The organism is Stutzerimonas stutzeri (assembly GCF_000935215.1).
In the GTDB taxonomy this organism is placed as follows: Bacteria; Pseudomonadota; Gammaproteobacteria; order Pseudomonadales; family Pseudomonadaceae; genus Stutzerimonas.
Genome location: NZ_JXXD01000231.1, coordinates 1 through 22604, shown reverse-complemented (window position 1 = coordinate 22604; position 22604 = coordinate 1). Strand labels below are relative to the sequence as shown.

Sequence of the window (22604 nt, the reverse complement as noted above, 5' to 3'; positions counted from 1 at the left end):
AACACGGTGAAAAAGGAGGTTTGTTGGTGTTGGATTCGCCGAAGGGCCAGTGCAGCCTATTGCATGGCATGTAGGTTCACCCTTGCACGGAGTGTGGCTCACGCCCGCCACCAGCTTTTCTTTCTCGCAAGTTTGATAAAACCCACGGCATCTCCGTTAATTGTGTATGCATCCGGGTCTTAGCGGCTGGTCGACGAGGCGCTCTTTTGGTCGTATTTCTCATCATTATAGGTTTTTTTAAAAAAAACGACCAGGCGGTTGTTTTTAACAGTGCGATACAATTCCTCCTCCGCAACCCCTGGGGCGGCTCGTTGATACCGGTTGACGGAAATTGTCTGGGCGGGATCAAGGTTGTTTTCGGTGGAGTCGGTGGCCATCCCGTGAGAACATTTTTCAAATTTGGAAAGGGGCTTTGAATGCCAGCCAGGAAAGAAGACGTCGTCACAGAGAAGCGCCGCTACTTGTCCTCGGCAGCTAGGAAAGAGGAAATATTGGACGCGGCTCTGGTTGAATTCTCGGATCGGACATACAACGCCGTGTCGATGGAGCGTCTAGCGGAATACGCGGGAATGTCAAAGGCAGGAATTTACGCGCACTTTAAAAGCAAGGAAGAGATCTTTCATGCCTTGCTCGAACGTATGACCAAGCAGCTTTGTGATTTCCAAGGCTGGCTCCCGGACGAAGATTTGACTTTGCCGGAGCTAGTAGACGTGTACCTTGATCGCCTTTACGCGACGTTTGACTCCCCCGCTACCATATCGGTCTACCGACTGCTCCTAGCCGAAAGTGCCAGAGCACCTGCACTGGTCCGGCATTGGCGAGAGGAAGTTGCGCGCGGATTACGGGAGCGGGCGCAGCTCATCATCCAGCGCAACATAGAACGCGGGGTCATTCGCCCAGGTGTCTTGACCGAGCACTTTTTCCCGCTGGCGCTCGCTCCCGCATTGCTATGGCTGAACTCTTCAATGTTATCCAGAGGCGACCCGTCAATATCGCTTGTACAGTTGCGGGAGGCGCATAGGCAACTGCTGCTTGAGCTTCTGCAGCCAGAGGTGAGTAGGGGCAGCGGGCTGAATTAGATGTCGGTTTGCCATAGTATTGCCATTACCAACGTCGGGACCGCACTGGCATGGCATACAACCGAAGCGGCTGAAGGCTGCATAGCGCAACGGCGATCAAAGCGAACAAGCGGCTGCCTCGCTAAATTGAATGAAACATGCTGACGGCGTCCAGACATTGCTAATCGCGGCATCCCCAAAGTTAGAGCAGCCTCGACCTCGTTCTGAATACACAAACCGCCCGATGCACTGCACCGGGCGTCTTAAAGATTGGGGCTGGGGGAAACGCTGCAGCCATTAAGTGCTACATCGCGCCAGAGTCTCTCAGGGCCGCAAATCAAAACACAAAATGTGTCAGGGCAGGGTGAACAGCACCTTCACTGAATCATTGACCGCGGCGCTGTCGACATAGCCGATAGCGTCGGCTTCGGCGGCGACTTTGGCCACAACCGCCGAGTCGCCGGCTTCGGCCGGCAGGGGCTGGCCCTTACCGGTGAATACCAGGCCCGACCAGTAGGACTTCAGCTGGGCTTCGTTCTTGCTGGTGACGGCGGAGTAGAATTTTTCCTTGGTGGGATTCCAGTCTTTCTGGTCGATGCCGCTTAAGGTTTTGTCCCTGCCGAGAAAGATATTTGCCACTTCTGCCTGTGAGGGCGCTTTGGTTGCGCCCGGATTGACGATCACGGCCACCTCGGCGTGCGCCATGGCAGAAGCCAGGCTTAGCAGAGCGGCGGCGAGAGTCTTTTGAGTGAAACGATTCATGTTGGCTCCTCTTAGAATACGAAGTCAGCGCCGATGCTGAAGATGTCGCCGTCGAACGTTGGCTCGGCAGTGTTATACGCCGGCACAAAGTTGCCGTTGTAGTTCCGGGTGGATTCGACGCGTTTGTATTCGCTCTTGAGCGTAACGTTGGCGTTCAGGCTGTAGTTCAGGCCAAACGCCCATGACGAGTCGCGGCCAGCGTCGCTTTCGTCATGCTGGGCATAGGTAACGTGAGGCAAAAGGTCACCGAAGCGGTGACCGGCCATGATGTAGAACGCGTCGTGCTCGCCCAGCGGGCTGCGGCGGTTGATGATTTCTGCGTTAGTGACCCAGCTGCCGTTGTCGTACTGATGGCCAAAGGACATGAATTTGCCCTTGAACTCGTCGCTTTGATCCCCGCTCAGAGTGGACTCGGTATAACTGTATCGGAACGTCCCGATGTCGTTGGTCGCCAGGCTCACGCTGCCGGTCAGCAGCTTTTTGTAATCCACGTCTAGACGGGCATCGAGACCATGAATGAAGATATTGCGGTTTACTGCTTGGCCGTAACTGGCTTGAAAATTCAGCGTACCGAAGGAAAGCGGAAGGCTGTATAGGGCATCTGCGCCTTCGTAATTGGTAATCGGCATCTGGCTGTAAACTTCGTCCGGCAGGCGCAGCCATGGGTAGGTGTAACCGACGTCCAGCGTCTCGGAAAACATGAACGCGCCCGGGCGCAAGCGGCCAGCACGGACTGTGAATTGATTGCTGACCGCGTAAGCCAGGTACGCCCATTCCAGCTGTAGACGCCAGTCGTCCTGCTCAGGTTTGGCGACGGTCTGAATAGTAGCGCTCAGTTGGTCGGTGAGGCCGTAGGAGAATTGTCCGCCGAGCTTGGACAGCTGGTCGCCGCGCCAGGAGTCCGTGGTCTGGCCGGAAATGCCATAGCCCTTCGCATCGTCTACCCCACCGACGCGGCTGATGGCGGCAGTGCCAAAGCCGTTGAATCGGTATTCACCTTGGTCCAAGGCGAACGCTGAAGTACTGGCCAGGCAGATGGCTACGCCCAAGAGATTGAGTTTGTTCATTGTTCGTACTGCTCCAGGATTATAAATTTAAACGCGGAATTGGGCGGTTGCCTGGCGTAGGTGATCTCCCGTACCTACCAGTTGCTCGCCGAGACGAGCCGTGGCTTCGGCCCCGTTTGCGGTTGCTTGTGCATCCTGCTGCAACACTTCTGTTTCTTTTTGAATCGATTCGGACAGACCGATCTGCTCTTGTGTATGGCGAGCAATGCCTGCGTTGAGCTCGTCGATCTTGCTGACCGTCTGCGCGATGGTTTCGAGTAGCTGAGTCGCCTCGATCGAATGCTCAATGCTTTCGCGGGATTTATTACCGTTGACTGTCATAACGTTAAGCACGGTATTGGCGCTGTTCTGTAACCGCTGGATGATTTGCTGGATCTCCGCGGTCGAGGCGGCGGTTTTTTGCGCCAGGTTGCGTACTTCGTCGGCGACCACCGCAAAGCCACGTCCCTGCTCGCCGGCTCGGGCGGCCTCGATGGCAGCGTTCAATGCGAGCAGATTGGTTTGTTCGGCGATACTGCGGATCACCGTCAACACCGAGCCGACTTCCTGGGTTTCTTCTTCGAGCTGTTGCATTGCACGAACGGCACCCATCACGCTGTCGCCCAAATCACTGATACTGCTTGAAAGGTTGCCGATGTTCTTGCTGGCCGTGACGGCCTGGCGCGAAGCGGAGCCGGCCTCATCGGAGGCTTGGCGCGAACGCTGCGCTACCTCATGAATGCTGCTGGTCATGGTATGGATGTCACGGCTGATCGAGTCCGTGTGATGTTGTTGGGACTTTGCGTTTTCCTCGGAGCCTTGGGTCAGGCGGTACAGCTCTTAAAAACAACAGGTATTTCATGGGTGTTAGCCAGATAATCCTTCGCCGCTCGCTTCCTTTGCTGCTCGCCGTGCTCCTGGTTGTATCGTCTGTTATCTCCTATTCCGTTAAGCGAATGACCGATACGCTTGACCGTAACGTGATCGAGCACAGCCATTTCTTGATAGAGAAGGCGTTAAGTCACAGACAGGCCATGCTTCGGCAGGGAATGGCCGCATTCGTCACGCTCAATAACGCCTCAACCGATCCGCAATCGCGAGCTAAGATGGCGGCTCCAGACGTGCTTTTTTACAGCCTCGATTTCGATGCCCTTATGGTGTTTGGCTCCGGCGTCGAAAAAACTCAGGCGCTCACTTCCGAGGCAGTGCGGGACAGCGATCTGCTTCAGCGGCTCGGCGTTGGGTTGGATGGGCTGTTAGAGCAAGCCCGGCGGGGTGGCCCCGATGCGTTGACAGGTGGAATTCTGCGGCTCGATGACACGTTGGTGCTCGCTGCTGCGGCAAATGCTTTGCCTGAGGATCAGGTCGCCCTGAGACGGGCTTCCGGCACCACCTTGGTTCTGATTGATTTGCTGGATCCGGACGAACTGCTGCGGCTCGGCTTCCAATACGGACTGATCGATTTACATTTAATTGGCCAAGGTGAGGGTGGTGCGATATCAGAAGATGGCAGCCTAGCGCTCACCGACCTGGCGGGCGCCTCGGTAATCTTCGGCTGGTCGGCTCCTGAGTTCGGTCATGAGATGCTTGAAGGGCTGCTACCGATAGTCGGCTCCTCTGCGGTATTAATGCTTCTTCTAATAGGGTTGATCGCCCTTGATGCGGTGAGGGCATCGCGACGCCTTGAAGATAGTCACTCGGCGCTTACGGTCAGCCAGGCAAGCCTTGCTAGTAGTGAGAAGCGCTTTCGTGATATCGCCGAGGCTGCATCGGACTGGTTGTGGGAAACCGATGAGCGCTTGAGGTTGATATACCTCTCCGAACGGTTTGAACGCGTCACCAAATTCAAAGCCAGCCAATGGCTGGGACGCCCGCTAGATGAGCTGCTTCAGGCTGATACGCAGGGTATCGCGCTGTGGTTACATACACAGAGCAGAAAACCCTTGCGTTGCAAGTATTCGGACCGTAACGGTGACGTTCGGATCTGTCGCCTGGCGTCGCGGCCGATCATGGCGGACGGGAAATGTGTCGGTTACAGAGGTACCGCCAGCGACATCACCGAGGAGGTAAAAGCGCAGACGCAGGTAGAGCATCTATCCATGCACGACGCTCTGACTGGCCTGCCCAATCGTAACAACTTGCACAGTTTTCTGGCCGGCAAGCTGGGAGCCAATAGGCCGTTGGCAATGATCAGTCTGGACCTGGATCGATTTAAGCCAGTAAATGACACCCTTGGGCACGCTGCAGGCGATCTGGTGCTCCAGGAAATGTCGCTCCGTTTGCTTAACTGTACGCGCAACGAAGACCTCGTCGCTCGGCTTGGCGGCGACGAATTCATCATGGTACTTGATGGCATAAGCTCCCAGGAAAGCATTGAGGCGCTTTGTGTACGCCTTATCGATCAGATCAAACAACCGATCGTATACGAAGGCCAGAACATCTTCGTCGGCGGAAGCATCGGTATTGCGCTTGCGCCGCAGGACGCGACCGAGGCGAACGAGCTGTTGCGCTGTGCGGACATTGCGCTCTATCAGGCCAAGGAAGATGGACGTGCCACGTGGCGGTTCTACGCCAGCGAAATGAACCAGCGGTTATTACAAAGACGACAGCTTGAGATGGACCTGCGGCAAGCCATGGCTATGGGGGAAATGGCGCTTCAGTATCAGCCGCGCTATCGAACAAATGGTATGCACATCATCGGAGCTGAAGCACTGGTGCGCTGGCAGCACCCACTGAAGGGGTTGCTCGGCCCGGCGCACTTCATTGACCTAGCGGAGGAAACCGGGCTCATCGTTCCGCTCGGACGATGGGTGTTAAATGAGGCCTGCAACGAAGCAGCACGCTGGCCCGAGAATATCTGCGTGTCAGTCAACCTGTCCGTTGTCCAGTTCCGTCAGAGCGACCTCCGACTGGATGTTCAGCGGGCACTGACGGAAGCCGGTCTGGCTGCCTCGCGGCTTGAGCTGGAGGTTGCCGAGAGCATTTTGCTGGATGAGTCCGCAGGTGCGTTAGCAACCCTCAATGCGCTCAAGGAATTAGGCGTACGCCTGACCATGGACCACTTCGGTACGGGCTATTCTTCGCTCAATTACCTACGAAGTTATCCGTTCGACGGGTTGAAGATAGATCGCAGCTTCATTGGCAACGCGCTAAGTTCTGCTAATGACCGTTTGATCATCAAGGCAATCGTTGGGCTCGCCGAGGCCTTGGAGCTCACGGTTACCGCCGAGGGCGTTGAGTCTGGTGAGCAGCTTGAATGGTTGGAAGAAGCAGACTGCGCAGTGGTGCAGGGTTTTCACATATGCCAGCCTCAATTCGCTCAAGAAATGGAGCGACTGGTTCAGGAGATGGGATGATGCGAATGTTAGTGGCTAACAGGCTAGGGAACTGCACACATTCCATGAACAAGTTTTCTAATCATTAAGTTAAGGGCGATTATGTCGACTATTTCAAGCGAGACAGTTATTTAGTCCTTGCAAGCGGATCACCATGCGTCAACAAACTTCAATAAACCCGCCCAACCCCGGATTGTGCGTAAAGGCTCTGGTTTTGCCGCATCCGACGGCATTGGTCAAGGATGCTAAAGACGGCTAAAATTGCCGGCGACCGCTAAGTCTTCACTGTCCGAATAGCTCCATCACCGCGCAATATAGATGCTGGCGGAATGGCGGTAAATGTGACGGTAAAACCTATATCGATTAAATTTGTCCCTTTAACCATGCGGGTTTAGGCGACCTATTGATGATTGAGTGGGAATGATCTGAAGCAATGAGGGCAGCCCAGGCTGCCCTCATGCTATGCGCAGCCTCCGCAGAGAGGCGCGTCGAGCCTGATGGGCCCATCAATTCGGACTGGCTGGAGCCCATGCATGTCCTTTACCCGTAGACAGATTCTCACCGGCCTGGCCGGTCTTGGTGTCGTCGGTCTCGCCGGCAGTGGCGCGCGCTACTGGCTCGGTCGCCCGGCCGACATCACCACTCATGACTACGAATTGATTGCCGCCCCGCTGGACGTGGAGCTGGTGCCTGGTCACGTCACGCCTGCCTGGGCCTATGGCGGGCAAGCGCCTGGCCTGGAGCTGCGTGGCCGTCAGGGCGACTGGCTGCGGGTGCGCTTCATCAACAATCTGCCCGAGCCCACCACCATCCATTGGCATGGCATTCGTCTGCCGCTGGAAATGGATGGCGTGCCCTACGTATCGCAGTTGCCGGTGTTGCCCGGTGAGTTCTTCGACTATCGCTTCCAGCTGCACGATGCCGGCAGCTTCTGGTATCACCCGCACACCAGCAGTGCCGCGCAGCTGGGTCGCGGGCTGGTCGGTCCGCTGATTGTCGAGGAGCGCGAACCAAGCGGTTTCAGGCACGAGCGTACGCTCAACCTGAAAAGCTGGCATGTCGACAAGCAGGGGGCGTTCACCGATTTCAGCGTGCCGCGCGAGGCGGCCCGTGGCGGCACGCCGGGCGTGCTGTCGACGGTGAATGGCACACATGCGCCCACGCTTGATCTGCCGGCCGGGCAGGTCGTGCGGCTGCGGCTGCTGAATCTCGACAACACCCTGACCTATCGGCTGAACCTGCCAGATAGCGAGGCGCGCATCTATGCGCTCGATGGACATCCGGTCGCTCCGATGCCGCTGGGCAAGGAGTACTGGCTCGGTCCGGGCATGCGTATCGACCTGGCGCTGAAGGTGCCGGACGCTGGCACGGAGCTGTCCTTGCGCAATGGTCCGCTACGGCTGGCGACGCTGCGCTCGGTGGCGCATGACGAAGTCGCCGGCGACTGGCCGCCGGCGTTGCCGGCCAATCCCGTGGCGGAGCCGGATCTGCAGCGTGCGGAAACGCTGCGCTTCAACTTCGAGTGGGCCGGTACCTTGTCGACAGACGCCGCGCAGGGTGGCGCCTATACCTTCTGGCAGATCAACGGCGAGGCTTGGGACATCAACGACAAGACCTGTGCCGATCGCCCGATTGCTACGCTGAAAAAGGATGGCGATTACATCTTCGAGCTGCGCAATCTCAGTCAGTACCAGCATCCGATTCATCTGCACGGTATGACCTTCAAGGTGATCTCGTCCAATCGCCGCAAGATCGATCCGTGGTTCACCGATACCTACCTGCTGGGCAAGAATGAGACGGCCCGTATCGCGCTGGTCGCCGATAATCCGGGTGTCTGGATGTTTCACTGTCATGTCATCGACCACATGGAAACCGGGTTGATGGCAGCGATCGAGGTGGTATGAGACAGGGCGGAGTAGGGCAGTGAGGAAGCCGCAGATCATCGACCGCAGCCAGGACGAGCGCTTCATGCGCGAAGCCCTGGCGCTGGCGGCGCAGGGCGCTGCGTTGGGAGAGGTGCCGGTGGGCGCCGTGCTGGTGCAGGACGGGCAGATCATTGGGCGCGGCTTCAACTGCCCGATTTCCCGGCACGACCCCAGTGCCCATGCGGAAATGGTCGCGGTGCGGGATGCGGCGCAGGTGCTGCAGAACTATCGGCTACCCGGCGTGACGCTCTACGTCACGCTGGAGCCGTGCAGCATGTGCGCCGGTCTGATCGTGCATTCGCGGATCCAGCGCGTCGTCTATGGCGCTACCGAGCCGAAGGCCGGCGTGGTTGTCAGTCGCGGCCAGTTTTTCGATCAGGGCTTTCTCAACCACCGGGTGCTGGTCGAGGGTGGTGTGCTGGCCGAGGAGTGCGGGATGGTGCTCAGCGAGTTCTTCCGCCAGCGCCGGCAGAAGGGTTAGCGCGCCGCTGTTGTCGGCTGCAGCGTTTCATGGGCGGCGACGCTGCCCTGTGCCGGAAATACCACCAGATGGTCGGCGGCGATGGCGATGCCGACTTCCTGCCCGGTGGGGTAGTCCGCATGGCTGGTGAAGATCGCCACCAGTTGATTGCCGGTGGGCAGCTGCAGCCGGTACAGCGTCGACGCGCCGAGGAAGGTCTTGCCGACGATCAGCGCCCGCAGCGGGCTGTCCGGCTTGTAGACGATGTCATCCGGGCGCAGCAACACATCCACCGAGCTGCCTGCCGGCCAGGTGTAGGCGCGGTTGCCGCGAATCACACCGAGTTCGGTCTGCACGGTTTCCGGGTCTAGCAGCTGCCCGCGGATGAAATAGCCCTGGCCGATAAAGCTGGCCACGAAGGGCGTCAGCGGTTCGTGGTAAAGGTTGAACGGGGTGTCCCACTGCTCCAGGCGACCGTCCTTGAACACGCCGACCTGATCGCTGACGGCGAAGGCTTCTTCCTGGTCGTGGGTAACCAGAATGGCGCTGGTGTTGCGTGCCTTGAGGATCTCGCGCACCTCATGGCTGAGGCGCCGACGCAGTTCGACGTCGAGGTTGGAGAACGGCTCGTCCAGCAGCAAAAGTGCAGGCTCGGGCGCCAGGGCGCGGGCCAGTGCGACGCGCTGCTGCTGTCCGCCGGAGAGCTCATGCGGATAACGTTTGCCAAGGGCGGCCAGGTGCACCAGTTCGAGCATTTCGGAGACGATTCGCGAGCAGTCAGGCTGCTTGCGAATCCCGAAGGCGATGTTCTCCGCCACGGTCAGATGGGGAAACAGCGCGTAGTCCTGAAAGACCATGCCGATGCGGCGCTTCTCCGGCGCCAGGGTGAAGCTCGAGCGGGAAATGACCGACTCTGCCAGGTGGATTTCGCCCTGGTGCACCGGCTCGAAGCCGGCGATGGCACGCAGCGTGGTGGTCTTGCCGCAACCGGACGGGCCGAGCAGGCAGCCGATGTCGCCGCGGTTCAGATGCAGGTTGAGGTGCTGGACAATGCTCTGCTCGCCGTAGCCGCAGGCCAGGTCACGCAGTTGCAGCAGCGGCGGCTCGTGTTTCATGCGTGGTGGTAGGCCGGCTCGACGAGAAACTCCAGCAGCGCCTTCTGTACATGCAGGCGGTTCTCGGCCTGATCCCAGGCAACGGAACGCGGATCGTCGAGCAGGTCGTGGCTGATCTCCTCGCCGCGGTGGGCCGGCAGGCAATGCATGAACAGCACGTCCTCGGCAGCGCAATCGAGCACAGCGCGGTCCACCTGATAGGGGCGGAACGTGGCCAGGCGTGCAGCGGCTTCGTCTTCCTGGCCCATGGAGGCCCAGACGTCGGTGCTGATCAGGTGTGCGCCTGCAGCCGCTTCGCGCGGATCACGCATTACCTGCACGCGATCACCGGCGCGCGCCATCAGCTCGGCGTCGGGCTCGTAGCCTTCGGGGCAGGCGACCTTGAGTTGGAAGTCGAACTGGATAGCCGCTTCTATATAGGTATTGCACATGTTGTTGCCGTCGCCTATCCAGGCCACCGTCTTGCCGGCGATGCTGCCGCGGTGCTCATGGAAGGTCTGCATATCGGCCATCAGCTGGCAGGGGTGCAGGTCATCGGAAAGACCGTTGATGACCGGCACGCTCGAATTGGCGGCAAAGTCGGTGAGGGTCGAGTGGGCGAACGTGCGGATCATCACCGCATCGAGCATGCGCGACATGACGATGGCCGAATCGCTGATCGGCTCGCCGCGCCCGAGCTGGGTGTCGCGCGGGGAGAGGAAGATCGCCTGGCCGCCGAGCTGGATCATGCCGGCTTCGAAGGACAGGCGGGTGCGGGTCGAGGCTTTCTCGAAGATCATGCCCAGCACGCGATTCTTCAGGGGTTCGAACAGGACGCCGCGCTCGCGCAGATCCTTCAGCTCGATGCCGCGGCGGACCAGGCTGTTCAGCTCCTGGGGCGTGCAGTCCATCAGTGAGAGAAAATGCCTTGCGCTCATATCAACTACCTTTATTGCCGCAGCGCGATCCAGTGCTTTTCGACAGAAAAAGGGGACCGACGACTGGGGGTCGCACGGGGAGCGACGAAACGGGAAAGGCGCGATCTTATCCAGAAAGCGAGCACAGGCGCAAATCCTCGACCCACTGGCCTTAGGCCGGCTGAATCGCAGTATTGGCGGCCTTTGCGCGACAACATAGCCGAGTCCTACGCTCGGCTTTCCCGCGCGTTTTCCGTTACAATGCGCGGCAACCGTGTCTAGCCGAGGTACTCCATGGATATCATCGAAACCATCAAAGAACAGATCGCCAACAACCCGGTCTTGCTTTATATGAAGGGCTCGCCCAACGCCCCGCAGTGCGGCTTCTCCGCTCGTGCGACCCAGGCCGTGATGGGCTGTGGCGAGAAGTTCGCTTATGTCGACATCCTGCAGAACCCGGAGATTCGCGCCAACCTGCCGACCTACGCCAACTGGCCGACCTTCCCGCAGCTGTGGGTGAACGGTGAGCTGGTCGGTGGCAGCGACATCATCCTCGAGATGTTCGAGAAGGGTGAGCTGCAGACCCTGATCAAGTCCGCTGTCGGCAAGGCCGAAGCCTGAGCCCAGGCTGACCGCGTAGGCGTTGCCTGATGCCCGCATCGAAGGATGCGGGCATTTTTGTTTGTGCCGCTCTGCTGAATAACGCCGCTCGGCTGACGCGTTGATCTTTATGGTCTTTCCCGGGTCAGAGGTCGCGGTGAGGGCGTTTCCCTCTGTTCTGTTGATCCCTTGAAGTGAGAGACGCCACCTGATGCCCTATATGCGAATGCTGCCCTTTCTGATCGTGCTGGCGGTCGTCCTGTTCAACGGCTTGAAGCCGGAACCGGTACCGCAGCTGTTCGATCAGCAAGACAAGCTGCATCATCTGCTGGGTTTCGCCGCGCTGGCGTTCACCCTTCGTCTGGCGTTCCCGCAGGTGCCATTCCTGTGGGGGCTGGGTCTGACAGTTATTGCGGCACTGTCGATCGAGATCGGGCAGGGCATGCTGCCTTATCGGACCGCCTCGCGCTGGGACATGCTGGCCAATGTGTTGGGCGTGCTGCTGGGCTGGGGCTGCTCGGTTGTGGCGCAGGGCTGGTGGCGTCAGCGGCTGGGCGAACCGCTGACCGAGTAGGACGCGAATAACCTGGGACGCAGTCCCTGATGAGAGTCCAGCGGCAATAAAAAAGCCCCGGTATTAACCGAGGCTTTGAAATTTGGCTCCGCGACTTGGACTCGACAGCGAAGCTGAACGCGCTTCAGCGCGGCCCCGAAGGGGTGAGCGAAGCGAATAACCTGGGACGCAGTCCCTGGTGAGAGTCCAGCGGCAATAAAAAAGCCCCGGTATCAACCGAGGCTTTGAAATTTGGCTCCGCGACCTGGACTCGAACCAGGGACCCAATGATTAACAGTCATTTGCTCTACCGACTGAGCTATCGCGGAACAACGGTGCGTATCCTACTGTTTGCAAAAGAGAAGTCAACCCTTTGCGCCGCTAGGAACGACGCCGCGCCCGGGGTCTGAGAGGGCCCCGGGCGGCTGGAGTCAGAGCACCTGAACGATGGCGTCAGTGACGTGACCGATGTTGTTGCGGTTCAGTGCGGCGGCGCAGATTCGACCGGTGCTGATAGCGTAGACGCCGAACTCGACACGCAGTCGCTCGACCTGCTCGGCCGTGAGGCCGGAGTAGGAGAACATGCCGCGCTGGGCGGCAACGAAACTGAAGTCTGTCGTCGCGCCTTTGGCCGCTAGTTGCTCGACCATGCTCAGACGCAGCTCGCGGATGCGGCTGCGCATCTCGCCCAGCTCGGCTTCCCACATGGCGCACAGTTCAGGGCTGTTGAGCACCGCCGAGACGATCGTGGCGCCGTGGGTCGGCGGGTTGGAATAGTTGGTGCGGATCACGCGCTTGACCTGCGACAGTACGCGAGCCGACTCCTCGCGGCTCTGGGTGACCATCGACAGCGCACCGACGCGTTCGCCGTACAGCGAGAAGGACTTGGAGAACGAGCTGGAAACGAAGAAGGTCATGCCCGACTCGGCGAAAAGGCGCACGGCGGCGGCGTCCTCTTCGATGCTGTCGCCGAAGCCCTGGTAGGCGATGTCGATGAACGGCACGTGATCCTGGGCACGCAGCACGTCGAGAATCTGCTTCCAGTCATCCAGGTTCAGATCGACGCCGGTCGGGTTGTGGCAGCAGGCGTGCAGCACGACGATGGAGCGGGGTGGCAGGTTCTTCAGGTCCTGCAGCAGGCCGGCGCGATCGATGCCGTGATTGCTCGCGTCATAGTAGCTGTAGCTCTGGACCGGGAAACCGGCCGACTCGAACAGCGCGCGATGGTTTTCCCAGCTCGGGTTGCTGATGGCAACCACGGCGTCCGGCAGCAGGCGCTTGAGGAAGTCTGCGCCGACTTTGAGTGCGCCGGTTCCGCCGAGCGCCTGGGTAGTCACCACCCGGCCTTCGGCGATTAGCGGAGAATCGTTGCCGAACAGCAGCTTCTGTACGGCAGCATCGTAAGCGGCAATGCCCTCGATCGGCAGATAGCCGCGGGGCGCGTGGGCAGCGATGCGGGCATGCTCCGCCTCGACCACGGCGCGCAGCAAAGGAATGCGGCCTTCTTCGTTGTAGTAGACGCCGACACCGAGGTTGACCTTGTTCGGCCGCGTGTCGGCGTTGAAGGCTTCATTGAGGCCGAGGATAGGATCGCGCGGCGCCATTTCGACAGCAGAGAACAAACTCATGGTGAGGGGGCTCGAAAGAGAAGAGTGACTAGATTCACCACCCTCGCGTCGGCGCGCAGGGTGATGCGCAAACGGGGCGGTAGTATAGCGGTCAAGCCTGTTGCCTGCGATATGCTACCGAGGTTTTCTGATCACTTTCGGTGCGTTTTGCGTACTGGAAAGATGGGCGGTTTCTCGGCTCTGCGCGCCCATCGCTGGTGGCGGATTTCAGGATCCGCTGGCTGTCGCGCCAAACCGCTGGATGGCTGTTCGAAAGTCCGGCTGCCAAGCTCGCACATGTTACCTAGAGAGGCGAAATGTCCAAGTTCGAACTGGTCACCCGTTTCAAGCCGGCCGGCGATCAACCTGAGGCCATTCGGCAGATGATCGAAGGCATCGAGGCGGGGTTGTCGCACCAGACGCTGCTGGGCGTTACGGGCTCGGGCAAGACCTTCAGTGTCGCCAACGTCATCGCCCATGTGCAGCGGCCTACGCTGGTGCTGGCGCCAAACAAGACGCTGGCCGCGCAGCTCTATGGTGAGTTCAAGGCGTTCTTCCCGAACAATGCGGTCGAGTATTTCGTTTCCTACTACGACTACTATCAGCCGGAAGCCTATGTGCCGTCGTCGGACACCTTCATCGAGAAGGATGCATCGATCAACGATCACATCGAGCAGATGCGTCTGTCGGCAACCAAGGCGCTGCTGGAGCGCGCGGATGCGATCATCGTCACCACTGTGTCGTGCATCTACGGTCTGGGTGATCCGCAGTCATACCTGAAGATGGTCCTGCACGTCGATCGTGGTGATCGGCTCGATCAGCGCGAGCTGCTGCGCCGGCTGACTGGCCTGCAGTACACCCGCAACGACATGGATTTCGCTCGTGCGACCTTCCGTGTGCGCGGCGACGTGATCGACATCTTCCCGGCGGAATCGGATCTCGAAGCGGTGCGCATCGAGCTGTTCGATGATGAGGTGGAGAGCCTGTCGGCCTTCGATCCGCTGACCGGGGAGGTGATCCGCAAGCTGCCGCGCTTCACCTTCTATCCCAAGAGCCACTACGTAACGCCGCGGGAAACCCTGCTCGACGCGATAGAGAAGATCAAGGACGAGCTGCGCGAGCGGCTCGATTACCTGCGCAGTCAGAACAAGCTGGTGGAGGCGCAGCGGCTCGAGCAGCGCACGCGTTTCGATCTGGAAATGATCATGGAGCTGGGTTACTGCAACGGCATCGAAAACTACTCGCGCTATCTGTCCGGGCGCGATGCCGGCGAGCCGCCACCGACGCTGTTCGACTACCTGCCGGCCGATGCCCTGCTGGTGATCGACGAATCCCACGTTTCGGTGCCGCAGGTCGGCGCGATGTACAAGGGCGACCGCTCGCGCAAGGAAACCCTGGTGGAGTACGGCTTCCGCCTGCCATCGGCGCTGGACAACCGGCCGATGCGCTTCGACGAGTGGGAAGCGATCTGCCCGCAGACCATCTTTGTCTCCGCGACACCCGGACCTTATGAGGCCGAACATGCAGGCCGCGTGGTGGAGCAGGTCGTGCGTCCGACGGGGCTGGTCGATCCGCAGATCGAGGTGCGTCCGGCGCTGACGCAGGTCGACGATCTGCTGTCGGAGATTCGCAAGTGCGTGGTCAAGGAGGAGCGGGTGCTGGTCACCACGCTGACCAAGCGCATGGCCGAGGACTTGACCGACTACCTGAGTGATCACGATGTGCGCGTGCGCTACCTGCATTCGGACATCGATACCGTGGAGCGGGTCGAGATCATCCGCGACCTGCGGCTGGGCACTTTCGATGTGCTGGTGGGCATCAACCTGCTGCGCGAAGGCCTGGATATGCCTGAGGTGTCGCTGGTGGCGATCCTCGATGCGGACAAGGAAGGCTTCCTGCGTTCAGAGCGCTCGCTGATCCAGACCATCGGCCGCGCAGCGCGCAATCTCAACGGTCGCGCGATTTTGTATGCTGACAACATCACCGGGTCCATGCAGCGCGCCATGGACGAAACCGAGCGGCGGCGCAACAAGCAGATTGCCTTCAACGAGGCCAACGGCATCGTGCCCAAGGGCGTGAAGAAGGACGTGCAGGACATCCTCGAAGGCGCAACCGTGCCGGGCTCGCGCAGCAAGAAGCGGCGCGGAGAGGCGAAAGCGGCGGAGGAGAGTGCGCGTTACGAGAACGAACTGCGTTCGCCGAGCGAGATCACCAAGCGGATTCGTCAGCTGGAAGAGAAAATGCTGAGTCTGGCGCGCGACCTGGAGTTCGAGGCGGCCGCTGAAGCGCGCGACGAAATTCACAAGCTGCGCGAGCGCTTGTTGCAGGTCTAGCAAGCTATTCTGGCGGATTGTTCATTTCGGTCTGCCTCGGGGCGTCTCCTTCGAGACGCTCTCGGCCCAACCTCACGGTGTTCGGCTGGAGCCGGCTGCGCAGCGCCTGCTAACATTCGTCCCTTTCCGTATGTCCCTACCGTCCGAGAGCATTCATGACCACGGTTCGCACCCGCATCGCGCCATCTCCGACCGGCGATCCTCACGTCGGTACTGCCTACATCGCGCTGTTCAACCTGTGCTTCGCCCGACAGCACGGTGGCCAGTTCATCTTGCGCATTGAGGATACCGATCAGGTGCGCTCGACCCGTGAATCCGAGCAGCAGATCTACGATGCGCTGCGCTGGCTGGGCATCGAATGGGACGAGGGTCCGGACGTTGGCGGTCCGCATGGCCCGTACCGGCAGAGCGAGCGCGGCGAGATCTACAGGAAGTACTCGGACGAGCTGGTCAGCAAGGGCCATGCGTTCCCGTGCTTCTGCAGCAGCGAGCGCCTGGATCAGGTGCGTGCCGAGCAGATGGCGAACAAGGAAACGCCGCGTTATGACGGCCATTGCATGCACCTCGATCCCGCCGAGGCTCAGCGTCGCATCGCTGCTGGTGAATCGCATGTGATCCGGATGAAGGTTCCGAGCGAAGGCGTGTGTCAGGTCAACGACATGCTGCGCGGCACCGTCGAGATCGGCTGGGACCGCATGGACATGCAGGTGCTGATGAAGGCCGATGGCCTGCCGACCTACTTCCTCGCCAACGTGGTCGATGACCACCTGATGGGCATCACTCATGTGCTGCGTGGCGAAGAGTGGCTGCCGTCGGCGCCCAAGCTGATCAAGCTGTACGAGTACTTCGGCTGGGAGCAGCCGCAGCTGTGCTACATGCCGCTGCTGCGCAATCCCGACAAGAGCAAGCTCTCCAAGCGCAAGAATCCGACCTCGGTGACCTTCTACGAGCGCATGGGTTTTCTGCCACAGGCGTTGCTCAACTACCTCGGGCGCATGGGCTGGTCGATGCCTGACGAGCGCGAGAAATTCACGCTGAACGAGATGATCGAGCACTTCGACATCAATCGCGTATCGCTCGGCGGACCGATCTTCGATCTGGAGAAGCTTTCCTGGCTGAACGGCCAGTGGCTGCGCGAACTCCCGGTCGAGCAGTTCGCTGCCGAAGTGCAGAAGTGGGCATTCAATCCGCAGTACATGATGCAGATCGCGCCGCACGTGCAGCAGCGCGTGGAAACCTTCAGCCAGATTGCGCCATTGGCTGGCTTCTTCTTCTCCGGTGCATTGCCGCTCGACCCCGCATTGTTCGCGCACAAGAAGCTCGATGCGACGCAGGTGCGCCAGGTCATGCAGCTGATTCTGTGGAAGTTGGAAGCACTGCGCCAGTGGGAAAAGGAGCGCATCACCGCGTGCATCACCCAGGTGGCGGAACATCTAGGCTTCAAGCTGCGCGATGTGATGCCGCTGATGTTCGCCGCCATCACCGGGCAGGCCAGTTCGGTATCGGTACTCGACGCGATGGAGATTCTCGGCCCGGATCTGACGCGCTTCCGCCTGCGCAACGCACTCGAGTTGCTCGGTGGCGCGTCGAAGAAGGAAGCCAAGGAGTGGGAGAAGCTCGTGGCGACGATTGTCTGAGTGCCGAGCAGGGGCAGTGCTCGCGACCTGCATTGCCCGGAGGTGCAGCCGTTACCATTCGTCGGTGGTAAGTAGTTGTTCCTAATGCCAAAAAATCTTCGGCCCGTTGGAAATTGTTGTTGACACTACCTGGGGGCGCCCCTAATATGCGCCCCGTCCTCGAGATGGGGCTATAGCTCAGCTGGGAGAGCGCTTGCATGGCATGCAAGAGGTCGACGGTTCGATCCCGTCTAGCTCCACCAATCACGGCTTGTCGATTGATTGTTCGGCAGGTTTGCGAAGGTTTCGTCCCCTTCGTCTAGTGGCCTAGGACACCGCCCTTTCACGGCGGTAACAGGGGTTCGAGTCCCCTAGGGGACGCCATTATTAAGCGATGTTCGCATCGCGCGTCGAGAGACGATAAATCCGGGGCTATAGCTCAGCTGGGAGAGCGCTTGCATGGCATGCAAGAGGTCGACGGTTCGATCCCGTCTAGCTCCACCAATCTCGAAGAGCAGAATTTGCCACCAGCTTGTATTTGCCGAATAAGCAATACGGGTTGCGCTTGAAGGGTTTGCGTCCCCTTCGTCTAGTGGCCTAGGACACCGCCCTTTCACGGCGGTAACAGGGGTTCGAGTCCCCTAGGGGACGCCATTTTATTGCCCGTTTTGGGCTTCAAGGGGTCATCTTTCATGAGGTGGCCCTTTTTGTTTTGCGTGGTCGAAAAGTCGTTTTAGCCGCACTGCGCTGAATGTCTTGTCATTGCTCGCAGGAACAGGCGTGACTCATCGCGGCGACTACGGTTTCATAGGTCATCGCAAACGGCCAACGAGGCTTGCAACGAATGAGCTGGGATCAGGCGGACGCATTCATCATCGACCTGCAGGTGCGGTCCGAAGATATCGACGAGCTGGGTCATGCCAACAATGCCGCCTACGTGACATGGCTGGAGCGATGTGCCTGGCAGCATTCGCAAAGTCTGGGGCTCGGCATCGGCGACTATCGCCGTCTCGATCGCGCGATGGCTGTGTTGCGGCACGAGATCGATTATCTGGCCGCGGCCTACGAAGGCGATCTGCTGCAGTTGGGAACCTGGATTTCCGAATCCGATCAGCGTTTGAAGATGAAACGCAATTTCCAGCTGATCCGGCCGGCCGACGGCGCTACGCTGCTGCGCGCGCAGACGACTTTCGTTTGCATCGAGCTCTCCAGCGGGAAACCCAAGCGCATGCCGCCGGAGTTCATCGACGGCTACGGTAAAGCGCTGGTTCAGCCGTACCCGCTGGAGCTTTGACGAAGCTGGTTGCTCAGCCGCGCTGCTCGGGCTTCATGACGTCGCTCTCGCGGCGCTTCTCGGCATCCTCGCGCCAATCTTCCTGGATTTCCTCTTTCATTTTCGGGTCGGCGCCGCCATCTTCGTTCTCGCGAGCCATTCCCTCGCCTTTCTTTTCCTGCTGGATGTTGGTGCCTTGCGGCTGAGTGTTCATCATGTCCTGGTCGGCCAGTGCGACTGCGGAAAACAAGCTGCCCAGTGCGATGATGCCTGCGTACAAGATTTTCATCTGAACCTCCGGCTATCGGGTAATAAAGGACTTACCATCTCAATAACCGACCTGCTGCGCTGAAGATTCGTTCACTCCTGCCTGGTGCTCCGTTTTCCGTGAGTCAGTCCATTCTCCGCAAGATCATCCACATCGATTGCGACTGCTTTTACGCCGCGATCGAGATGCGCGACGACCCCAGCCTGGCTCGGCGGCCAATCGCGGTTGGCGGCGCTGCGGACCGGCGCGGGGTCATCGCCACGTGCAATTACGAGGCACGTGCATACGGTATTCGCTCGGCCATGGCTTCCGGGCATGCGCTGAAATTGTGTCCTGACTTGCTGATCCTGCGCCCACGGATGGACGTGTATCGGGAAGCGTCGCGTGAGATCCATAACATCTTTCGCACCTATACCGAGCAGATCGAACCGCTGTCGCTGGACGAGGCCTATCTAGATGTCACCGCCTGCGAGCATTTTTCCGGCAGCGCCACGCGTATCGCCGAGGACATCCGCCGTCGGGTCTGGCAGCAGCTGCGCATTACGGTGTCGGCGGGCGTAGCGCCGAACAAGTTTCTCGCCAAGATCGCCAGCGAATGGAACAAGCCCGACGGCCTGTTCGTTATCACCCCGGCACAGGTCGACGAGTTCGTGCAGATGCTGGAGGTCAAGCGGCTGCATGGCGTCGGTCGGGTCACCGCCGAGAAGCTGGGCCGGCTCGGCATCCGCACCTGTAGCGACTTGCGCGAGTGGCGCAGATTGGACCTGGTTCGCGAGTTCGGCGCCTTCGGTGAGCGGCTCTGGGGACTGGCGCGGGGCATCGATGAGCGCCCGGTACAGGTGGAAAGTCGGCGCCAGTCGGTGAGCGTAGAGCAGACCTACGACCGCGATCTGCCGGATCTGGCGGCGTGCCTTGAGCGTTTGCCGGAGCTGCTGCAGCAGCTGGCTGCGCGCATGGCACGCCTGGACAGCGGCTATCGGCCCGGCAAGCCTTTCGTAAAGCTCAAATTCCATGACTTCACCCAGACCACGATGGAGCAGGCCGGCGCCGGACTCGAACTCGATGACTACGCTGATCTGCTCGCCATCGCCTTTTCCCGTGGTGCCCGGCCGGTTCGCTTGATCGGTGTCGGCGTACGCTTGGTCGATCTGCGTGGTGGTTTCGAGCAGCTCACCCTGTTCTAGAGCTTCAGTTCCTTTGTGTGACCGTCGCATAAGCCCTCCGCTGGCACCGTTCGTCAGATACGAAGTTTATGATGAATTCGAGCGACGAAAGGCCTTAGGCCGATATAGCGCCAGATAATTAATTGACCCAGATTGCGCGCAATCTTTGACGTCCTTAAGTTGACGGTTTTTTGTTGCGCGATTGATTTACGACAATATTTGGACGCATCCATCGGATATTGTTAGAGTCACGCAGGATGGCAATGTGCTATCTATTGACGCCCTCAGTATCGATTCTCTGCTTGTTGGCAGTTGAGCACCGACGTCTTGGCGAGGGAGCCATTGGTGGGTCTGTTTTCCAAAACCAAGAAATCAAAACCAGCCGGCATGCTTGGCATCGAGGCTGGTCCGCAAGGTATTGCATTGGCGCAGGTCGTTCGGGTGCCCGGTGCACGGCCGATGCTGCCGTACTGCGAACACTTGGAAGGTAGCGCCGAAGTGCAGGCAGCGCTGCTGGAGAAGGCCGTGAGCGAACGTGCCTTGCAGGGCTTGCCGACGAACGTGCTGCTGCATCCTTCCGAATACCAGATGTTTCTTCTCGAAGCGCCTGAAGTGCCGCCGCAGGAGCTGCGTGACGCCATGCGCTGGCGCATCAAGGACATGATCAGCCAGCCGCTGGACGATGTGGTGATCGACTGCTTCGCGCTGCCCGAGGACGCCTATCGCGGACGCACGCGCATGGTCTATTGCGCCGTTCTCGAGAAAGCCCGGATGCAGCACTACGCCCAGCTCGTCCGCCAGGCCGGCCTGTACATGGCGAGCATCGACATCACCGAGATGGCGTTTCGCAACCTAGGCTCGCTCGCCGGTGCCGAAGGCATGAATCTCGCACTGCTGCGCCTGCGCACCAGCGAAGGCCTGATCTGCATTCAGAACGGCGCCGATCTCTACATGGCTCGGCGTATCGAGCAAGGGCTGGCGCGCGCCGCTCAGGATCTGAGCAGTACGACACTGGAAATCCAGCGTTCGCTCGATTATTTCGAGAGCCAGCTCGGCAAGGGCTATATCAATCGCTTGATGTTGCTGCCTATGAAGCAGGATGGCGAACGCACATATCAGGGGCTGGCCAGCGGATTGGCGGTGAACCTGCAACGCCTCGACCTGCGTGAACTGTTCCCCGGCCAGCCTGGTGTCGAGCTGACCGAGGCGCAGCAGGCGTTCTGCATTGGCGCCGTCGGCGCCGCCCTGCGTCAGGAAGCGGCATGATGCAGAACGTCAATCTCTATCAGCGCGAACGTCGTCAGCAGGGTGGTCCGCGCCCGCGGCAATTGCTGCTTGGCGCATGTGCGCTGGCGCTTGCCCTGGCTTCGCACGCTGCCTGGCAGGGCTGGAATCTCAAGCAGCGCGCCTCGGACCGCCAATTGGCCGAGGCGCAGGCAGTCTCTGCGGAGGCGCAGTTGGCCGCCTTCAAGGCTAACTATCGGGAACCGACGCTGGATACCCGGCTGCCAGCGCAACTGGCGGAGCGGGAAGCGGAGAACCGCCAACTGCAGCGCCTCGCTACGCATCTGCGAACGCTCGACGGCCAGCTGCGTGGAGGTTTCGCGCCGGTATTGACGGCCTTGGCCGATCGGCACCCGCCGCGCGGGCTCTGGCTGACTCGCATTCGTCTGCAGGCTGGCGGCAGCGACATGCTGTTGCGCGGTTTGAGCCAGGATCAGGAACTGCTTCCGCTTTATCTGGAAAGTCTCGGGCGCAGCGAGACGTTGCAGGGGCGCGAGTTCGGCAGCTTCGATCTGCAGCGCGACGACAGCGGCATGCTGGCGTTCCGCCTGGCATCTCGTGCGGCTGAGGAGGGCGACGATGAATAACGCCATGCAAAGCCTGCGACAGCGCTGGCAGACGCTGGCTCCGCGCGAACAGTGGTTGAGCGTGCTGGTCGGCGCGTCCCTGCTGGGCATGCTTTATCTGTTGCTGGTGGCTGAGCCGCTCGCCGGGCGCATCGCCCATCAGGACAGCCAGCTGCGTCTCGCCGAAGCCCGTCAGCTGGAGGCGAACAATGCGTTGCTCGAACTCCAGGCCAAGCTCGCAGCCGACCCCAATCGTCCCTATCGCGATGCCCTCGATGTGGCGCGCACCAATCGCGAACAGATTCTGCGCAACATCGACGAGGAGACTCGCTCACTGGTGTCGCCTGCGCGTATGAAAGCGCTGCTGCAGGACCTGCTGCGCCGGCAGCCTCAACTGCAGATGGTCGCGCTGCAGAGTTTCAGCTCGCCGCTGGAGTTGCCCGCCAGTGCCACGGATGCAGCGAAGGATGCGCCGCCAGCGGCGGTCAGCTTCTATCGCCATGGTTTGCGTCTGACCCTGCAAGGTGGCTACTTCGACCTGCTCGATTACCTGCAGGCGGTGCAGAACAGTGGTTGGCGTCTGCATTGGGACAGCCTGGACTATCACATCGATGAGGCCGGGCCGGACCAGGCGCGGATCACGCTGGAGCTGCATACCTTGAGTCGCGAAGCGGGGTGGGTTGGTGTCTGATTTTTCTCGTGCGTTGTGCTTGCTCCTTTTGCTGCCCGCTTCGGCCTACGCGC

At 60.0% G+C, this 22604-nt stretch carries 20 protein-coding genes, 5 tRNA genes and 1 pseudogene; 17 read left to right on the top strand and 9 right to left on the bottom strand.

Annotation, left to right across the window (positions count from 1 at the left end; translation table 11 throughout):
* Positions 1-179 precede the first annotated feature (179 nt).
* Positions 180-377: a hypothetical protein gene (locus LO50_RS24790; RefSeq protein WP_146032430.1), complete on the bottom strand. Its 198-nt coding sequence runs from the start codon at positions 375-377 to the stop codon at positions 180-182.
* Positions 378-416: 39 nt separating this feature from the next.
* Between LO50_RS24790 and LO50_RS19610 the strand changes: the two genes are divergently transcribed.
* Complete coding sequence (locus LO50_RS19610) at positions 417-1079, top strand: TetR/AcrR family transcriptional regulator (protein WP_044316078.1); 663 nt, start codon at positions 417-419, stop codon at positions 1077-1079.
* 333 nt (positions 1080-1412) lie between these two features.
* Here LO50_RS19610 and LO50_RS19605 read toward each other — a convergent pair whose 3' ends face one another.
* The 3 genes and pseudogenes from LO50_RS19605 to LO50_RS19595 form a co-directional block, all read right to left on the bottom strand.
* Positions 1413-1820: a hypothetical protein gene (locus LO50_RS19605; RefSeq protein ID WP_042928819.1), complete on the bottom strand. Its 408-nt coding sequence runs from the start codon at positions 1818-1820 to the stop codon at positions 1413-1415.
* A gap of 11 nt (positions 1821-1831) precedes the next feature.
* Entirely contained in the window at positions 1832-2887 is a 1056-nt protein-coding gene (locus tag LO50_RS19600) for a porin (RefSeq protein ID WP_044316077.1), read from the bottom strand.
* 27 nt (positions 2888-2914) lie between these two features.
* Positions 2915-3703 (bottom strand): annotated as a pseudogene (locus tag LO50_RS19595) (methyl-accepting chemotaxis protein); the annotation flags it as partial.
* Positions 3704-3726: 23 nt separating this feature from the next.
* On the opposite strand from LO50_RS19595, the gene LO50_RS19590 reads away from it, so the two are divergent.
* From LO50_RS19590 to tadA, 3 genes are all read left to right on the top strand, one after another.
* A complete protein-coding gene (locus LO50_RS19590) occupies positions 3727-6222 on the top strand; it encodes a putative bifunctional diguanylate cyclase/phosphodiesterase (RefSeq protein WP_044316076.1) in 2496 nt (831 codons plus the stop codon).
* A gap of 512 nt (positions 6223-6734) precedes the next feature.
* A complete protein-coding gene (locus tag LO50_RS19585; protein WP_044316075.1) occupies positions 6735-8105 on the top strand; it encodes a multicopper oxidase family protein in 1371 nt (456 codons plus the stop codon).
* 19 nt (positions 8106-8124) lie between these two features.
* Positions 8125-8607, top strand: coding sequence for a tRNA adenosine(34) deaminase TadA (tadA, locus tag LO50_RS19580; RefSeq protein ID WP_014819493.1), 483 nt, complete (start codon positions 8125-8127; stop codon positions 8605-8607).
* Here tadA and LO50_RS19575 read toward each other — a convergent pair.
* Together LO50_RS19575 and argF are read right to left on the bottom strand one after the other, a co-directional pair.
* Positions 8604-9701 carry an ABC transporter ATP-binding protein gene (locus LO50_RS19575; protein ID WP_044316074.1) on the bottom strand — a complete coding sequence of 366 codons (1098 nt, stop codon included), beginning with the start codon at positions 9699-9701 and terminating at the stop codon, positions 8604-8606. The genes tadA and LO50_RS19575 overlap by 4 nt on opposite strands.
* Positions 9698-10618, bottom strand: a complete 921-nt coding sequence (gene argF / locus LO50_RS19570) for an ornithine carbamoyltransferase (RefSeq protein ID WP_044316073.1) — start codon at positions 10616-10618, stop codon at positions 9698-9700. The genes LO50_RS19575 and argF overlap by 4 nt, the downstream gene beginning before the upstream one ends.
* Positions 10619-10891: 273 nt before the next feature.
* Here argF and grxD point away from each other — a divergent pair, with 273 nt between their 5' ends.
* Both grxD and LO50_RS19560 read left to right on the top strand, forming a co-directional pair.
* The gene (gene grxD / locus LO50_RS19565; RefSeq protein WP_003299217.1) at positions 10892-11218 is read left to right on the top strand and encodes a Grx4 family monothiol glutaredoxin; all 327 of its coding nucleotides are present in this window, start codon (positions 10892-10894) and stop codon (positions 11216-11218) included.
* Between the two features lie 190 nt (positions 11219-11408).
* Positions 11409-11771 (top strand): VanZ family protein, encoded by a 363-nt coding sequence (locus LO50_RS19560; protein WP_044316072.1) that lies wholly within the window; start codon positions 11409-11411, stop codon positions 11769-11771.
* Positions 11772-12003: 232 nt separating this feature from the next.
* Here the strand turns inward: LO50_RS19560 and LO50_RS19555 are convergent.
* Positions 12004-12079: transfer RNA gene (locus tag LO50_RS19555), tRNA-Asn, on the bottom strand.
* 102 nt (positions 12080-12181) lie between these two features.
* Entirely contained in the window at positions 12182-13378 is a 1197-nt protein-coding gene (locus tag LO50_RS19550; RefSeq protein WP_044316071.1) for an amino acid aminotransferase, read from the bottom strand.
* 296 nt (positions 13379-13674) lie between these two features.
* Here LO50_RS19550 and uvrB point away from each other — a divergent pair, with 296 nt between their 5' ends.
* From uvrB to LO50_RS19515, 7 genes are all read left to right on the top strand, one after another.
* Positions 13675-15690, top strand: a complete 2016-nt coding sequence (gene uvrB, locus LO50_RS19545) for an excinuclease ABC subunit UvrB (RefSeq protein WP_044316070.1) — start codon at positions 13675-13677, stop codon at positions 15688-15690.
* 155 nt (positions 15691-15845) lie between these two features.
* Positions 15846-17327 carry a glutamate--tRNA ligase gene (gene gltX, locus LO50_RS19540; RefSeq protein WP_044316069.1) on the top strand — a complete coding sequence of 494 codons (1482 nt, stop codon included), beginning with the start codon at positions 15846-15848 and terminating at the stop codon, positions 17325-17327.
* A 166-nt stretch (positions 17328-17493) separates the two neighbouring features.
* A tRNA-Ala gene (locus LO50_RS19535) sits at positions 17494-17569 on the top strand.
* Positions 17570-17614: 45 nt separating this feature from the next.
* Positions 17615-17690, top strand: a tRNA-Glu gene (locus tag LO50_RS19530).
* Between the two features lie 44 nt (positions 17691-17734).
* Positions 17735-17810: transfer RNA gene (locus LO50_RS19525), tRNA-Ala, on the top strand.
* 74 nt (positions 17811-17884) lie between these two features.
* Positions 17885-17960, top strand: a tRNA-Glu gene (locus LO50_RS19520).
* A gap of 190 nt (positions 17961-18150) precedes the next feature.
* On the top strand, positions 18151-18600 hold the full coding sequence (locus LO50_RS19515) for an acyl-CoA thioesterase (RefSeq protein WP_044316068.1): 450 nt from the start codon (positions 18151-18153) through the stop codon (positions 18598-18600).
* Between the two features lie 13 nt (positions 18601-18613).
* Here LO50_RS19515 and LO50_RS19510 read toward each other — a convergent pair whose 3' ends face one another.
* Complete coding sequence (locus LO50_RS19510; protein WP_044316067.1) at positions 18614-18868, bottom strand: hypothetical protein; 255 nt, start codon at positions 18866-18868, stop codon at positions 18614-18616.
* A gap of 98 nt (positions 18869-18966) precedes the next feature.
* Between LO50_RS19510 and dinB the strand changes: the two genes are divergently transcribed.
* The 4 genes from dinB to gspM all read left to right on the top strand — a co-directional run bounded on the left by dinB (position 18967) and on the right by gspM (position 22551).
* A complete protein-coding gene (dinB, locus tag LO50_RS19505) occupies positions 18967-20031 on the top strand; it encodes a DNA polymerase IV (RefSeq protein ID WP_003299204.1) in 1065 nt (354 codons plus the stop codon).
* A 324-nt stretch (positions 20032-20355) separates the two neighbouring features.
* Complete coding sequence (locus tag LO50_RS19500; protein ID WP_044316066.1) at positions 20356-21276, top strand: hypothetical protein; 921 nt, start codon at positions 20356-20358, stop codon at positions 21274-21276.
* Positions 21273-21881, top strand: a complete 609-nt coding sequence (locus LO50_RS19495; protein ID WP_236690608.1) for a PilN domain-containing protein — start codon at positions 21273-21275, stop codon at positions 21879-21881. Before LO50_RS19500 ends, LO50_RS19495 begins: the two co-directional genes overlap by 4 nt.
* Positions 21874-22551 (top strand): type II secretion system protein GspM, encoded by a 678-nt coding sequence (gene gspM / locus LO50_RS19490; RefSeq protein ID WP_044316065.1) that lies wholly within the window; start codon positions 21874-21876, stop codon positions 22549-22551. Before LO50_RS19495 ends, gspM begins: the two co-directional genes overlap by 8 nt.
* The last annotated feature ends 53 nt before the right edge of the window (positions 22552-22604 follow it).

What these genes read in the sequence shown, in the direction of transcription:
- gltX (WP_044316069.1), top strand. Translation starts at nt 15,846, where the DNA reads ATGACCACGGTTCGCACCCGCATCGCGCCATCTCCGACCGGCGATCCT.
- LO50_RS19495 (WP_236690608.1), top strand. Translation starts at nt 21,273, where the DNA reads ATGATGCAGAACGTCAATCTCTATCAGCGCGAACGTCGTCAGCAGGGT.
- LO50_RS19600 (WP_044316077.1), bottom strand. Translation starts at nt 2,887, where the DNA reads ATGAACAAACTCAATCTCTTGGGCGTAGCCATCTGCCTGGCCAGTACT.
- uvrB (WP_044316070.1), top strand. Translation starts at nt 13,675, where the DNA reads ATGTCCAAGTTCGAACTGGTCACCCGTTTCAAGCCGGCCGGCGATCAA.
- LO50_RS19550 (WP_044316071.1), bottom strand. Translation starts at nt 13,378, where the DNA reads ATGAGTTTGTTCTCTGCTGTCGAAATGGCGCCGCGCGATCCTATCCTC.
- LO50_RS24790 (WP_146032430.1), bottom strand. Translation starts at nt 377, where the DNA reads ATGGCCACCGACTCCACCGAAAACAACCTTGATCCCGCCCAGACAATT.
- argF (WP_044316073.1), bottom strand. Translation starts at nt 10,618, where the DNA reads ATGAGCGCAAGGCATTTTCTCTCACTGATGGACTGCACGCCCCAGGAG.
- LO50_RS19510 (WP_044316067.1), bottom strand. Translation starts at nt 18,868, where the DNA reads ATGAAAATCTTGTACGCAGGCATCATCGCACTGGGCAGCTTGTTTTCC.
- LO50_RS19605 (WP_042928819.1), bottom strand. Translation starts at nt 1,820, where the DNA reads ATGAATCGTTTCACTCAAAAGACTCTCGCCGCCGCTCTGCTAAGCCTG.
- LO50_RS19585 (WP_044316075.1), top strand. Translation starts at nt 6,735, where the DNA reads ATGTCCTTTACCCGTAGACAGATTCTCACCGGCCTGGCCGGTCTTGGT.
- LO50_RS19515 (WP_044316068.1), top strand. Translation starts at nt 18,151, where the DNA reads ATGAGCTGGGATCAGGCGGACGCATTCATCATCGACCTGCAGGTGCGG.
- LO50_RS19560 (WP_044316072.1), top strand. Translation starts at nt 11,409, where the DNA reads ATGCCCTATATGCGAATGCTGCCCTTTCTGATCGTGCTGGCGGTCGTC.
- LO50_RS19610 (WP_044316078.1), top strand. Translation starts at nt 417, where the DNA reads ATGCCAGCCAGGAAAGAAGACGTCGTCACAGAGAAGCGCCGCTACTTG.
- gspM (WP_044316065.1), top strand. Translation starts at nt 21,874, where the DNA reads ATGAATAACGCCATGCAAAGCCTGCGACAGCGCTGGCAGACGCTGGCT.
- LO50_RS19575 (WP_044316074.1), bottom strand. Translation starts at nt 9,701, where the DNA reads ATGAAACACGAGCCGCCGCTGCTGCAACTGCGTGACCTGGCCTGCGGC.
- grxD (WP_003299217.1), top strand. Translation starts at nt 10,892, where the DNA reads ATGGATATCATCGAAACCATCAAAGAACAGATCGCCAACAACCCGGTC.
- LO50_RS19590 (WP_044316076.1), top strand. Translation starts at nt 3,727, where the DNA reads ATGGGTGTTAGCCAGATAATCCTTCGCCGCTCGCTTCCTTTGCTGCTC.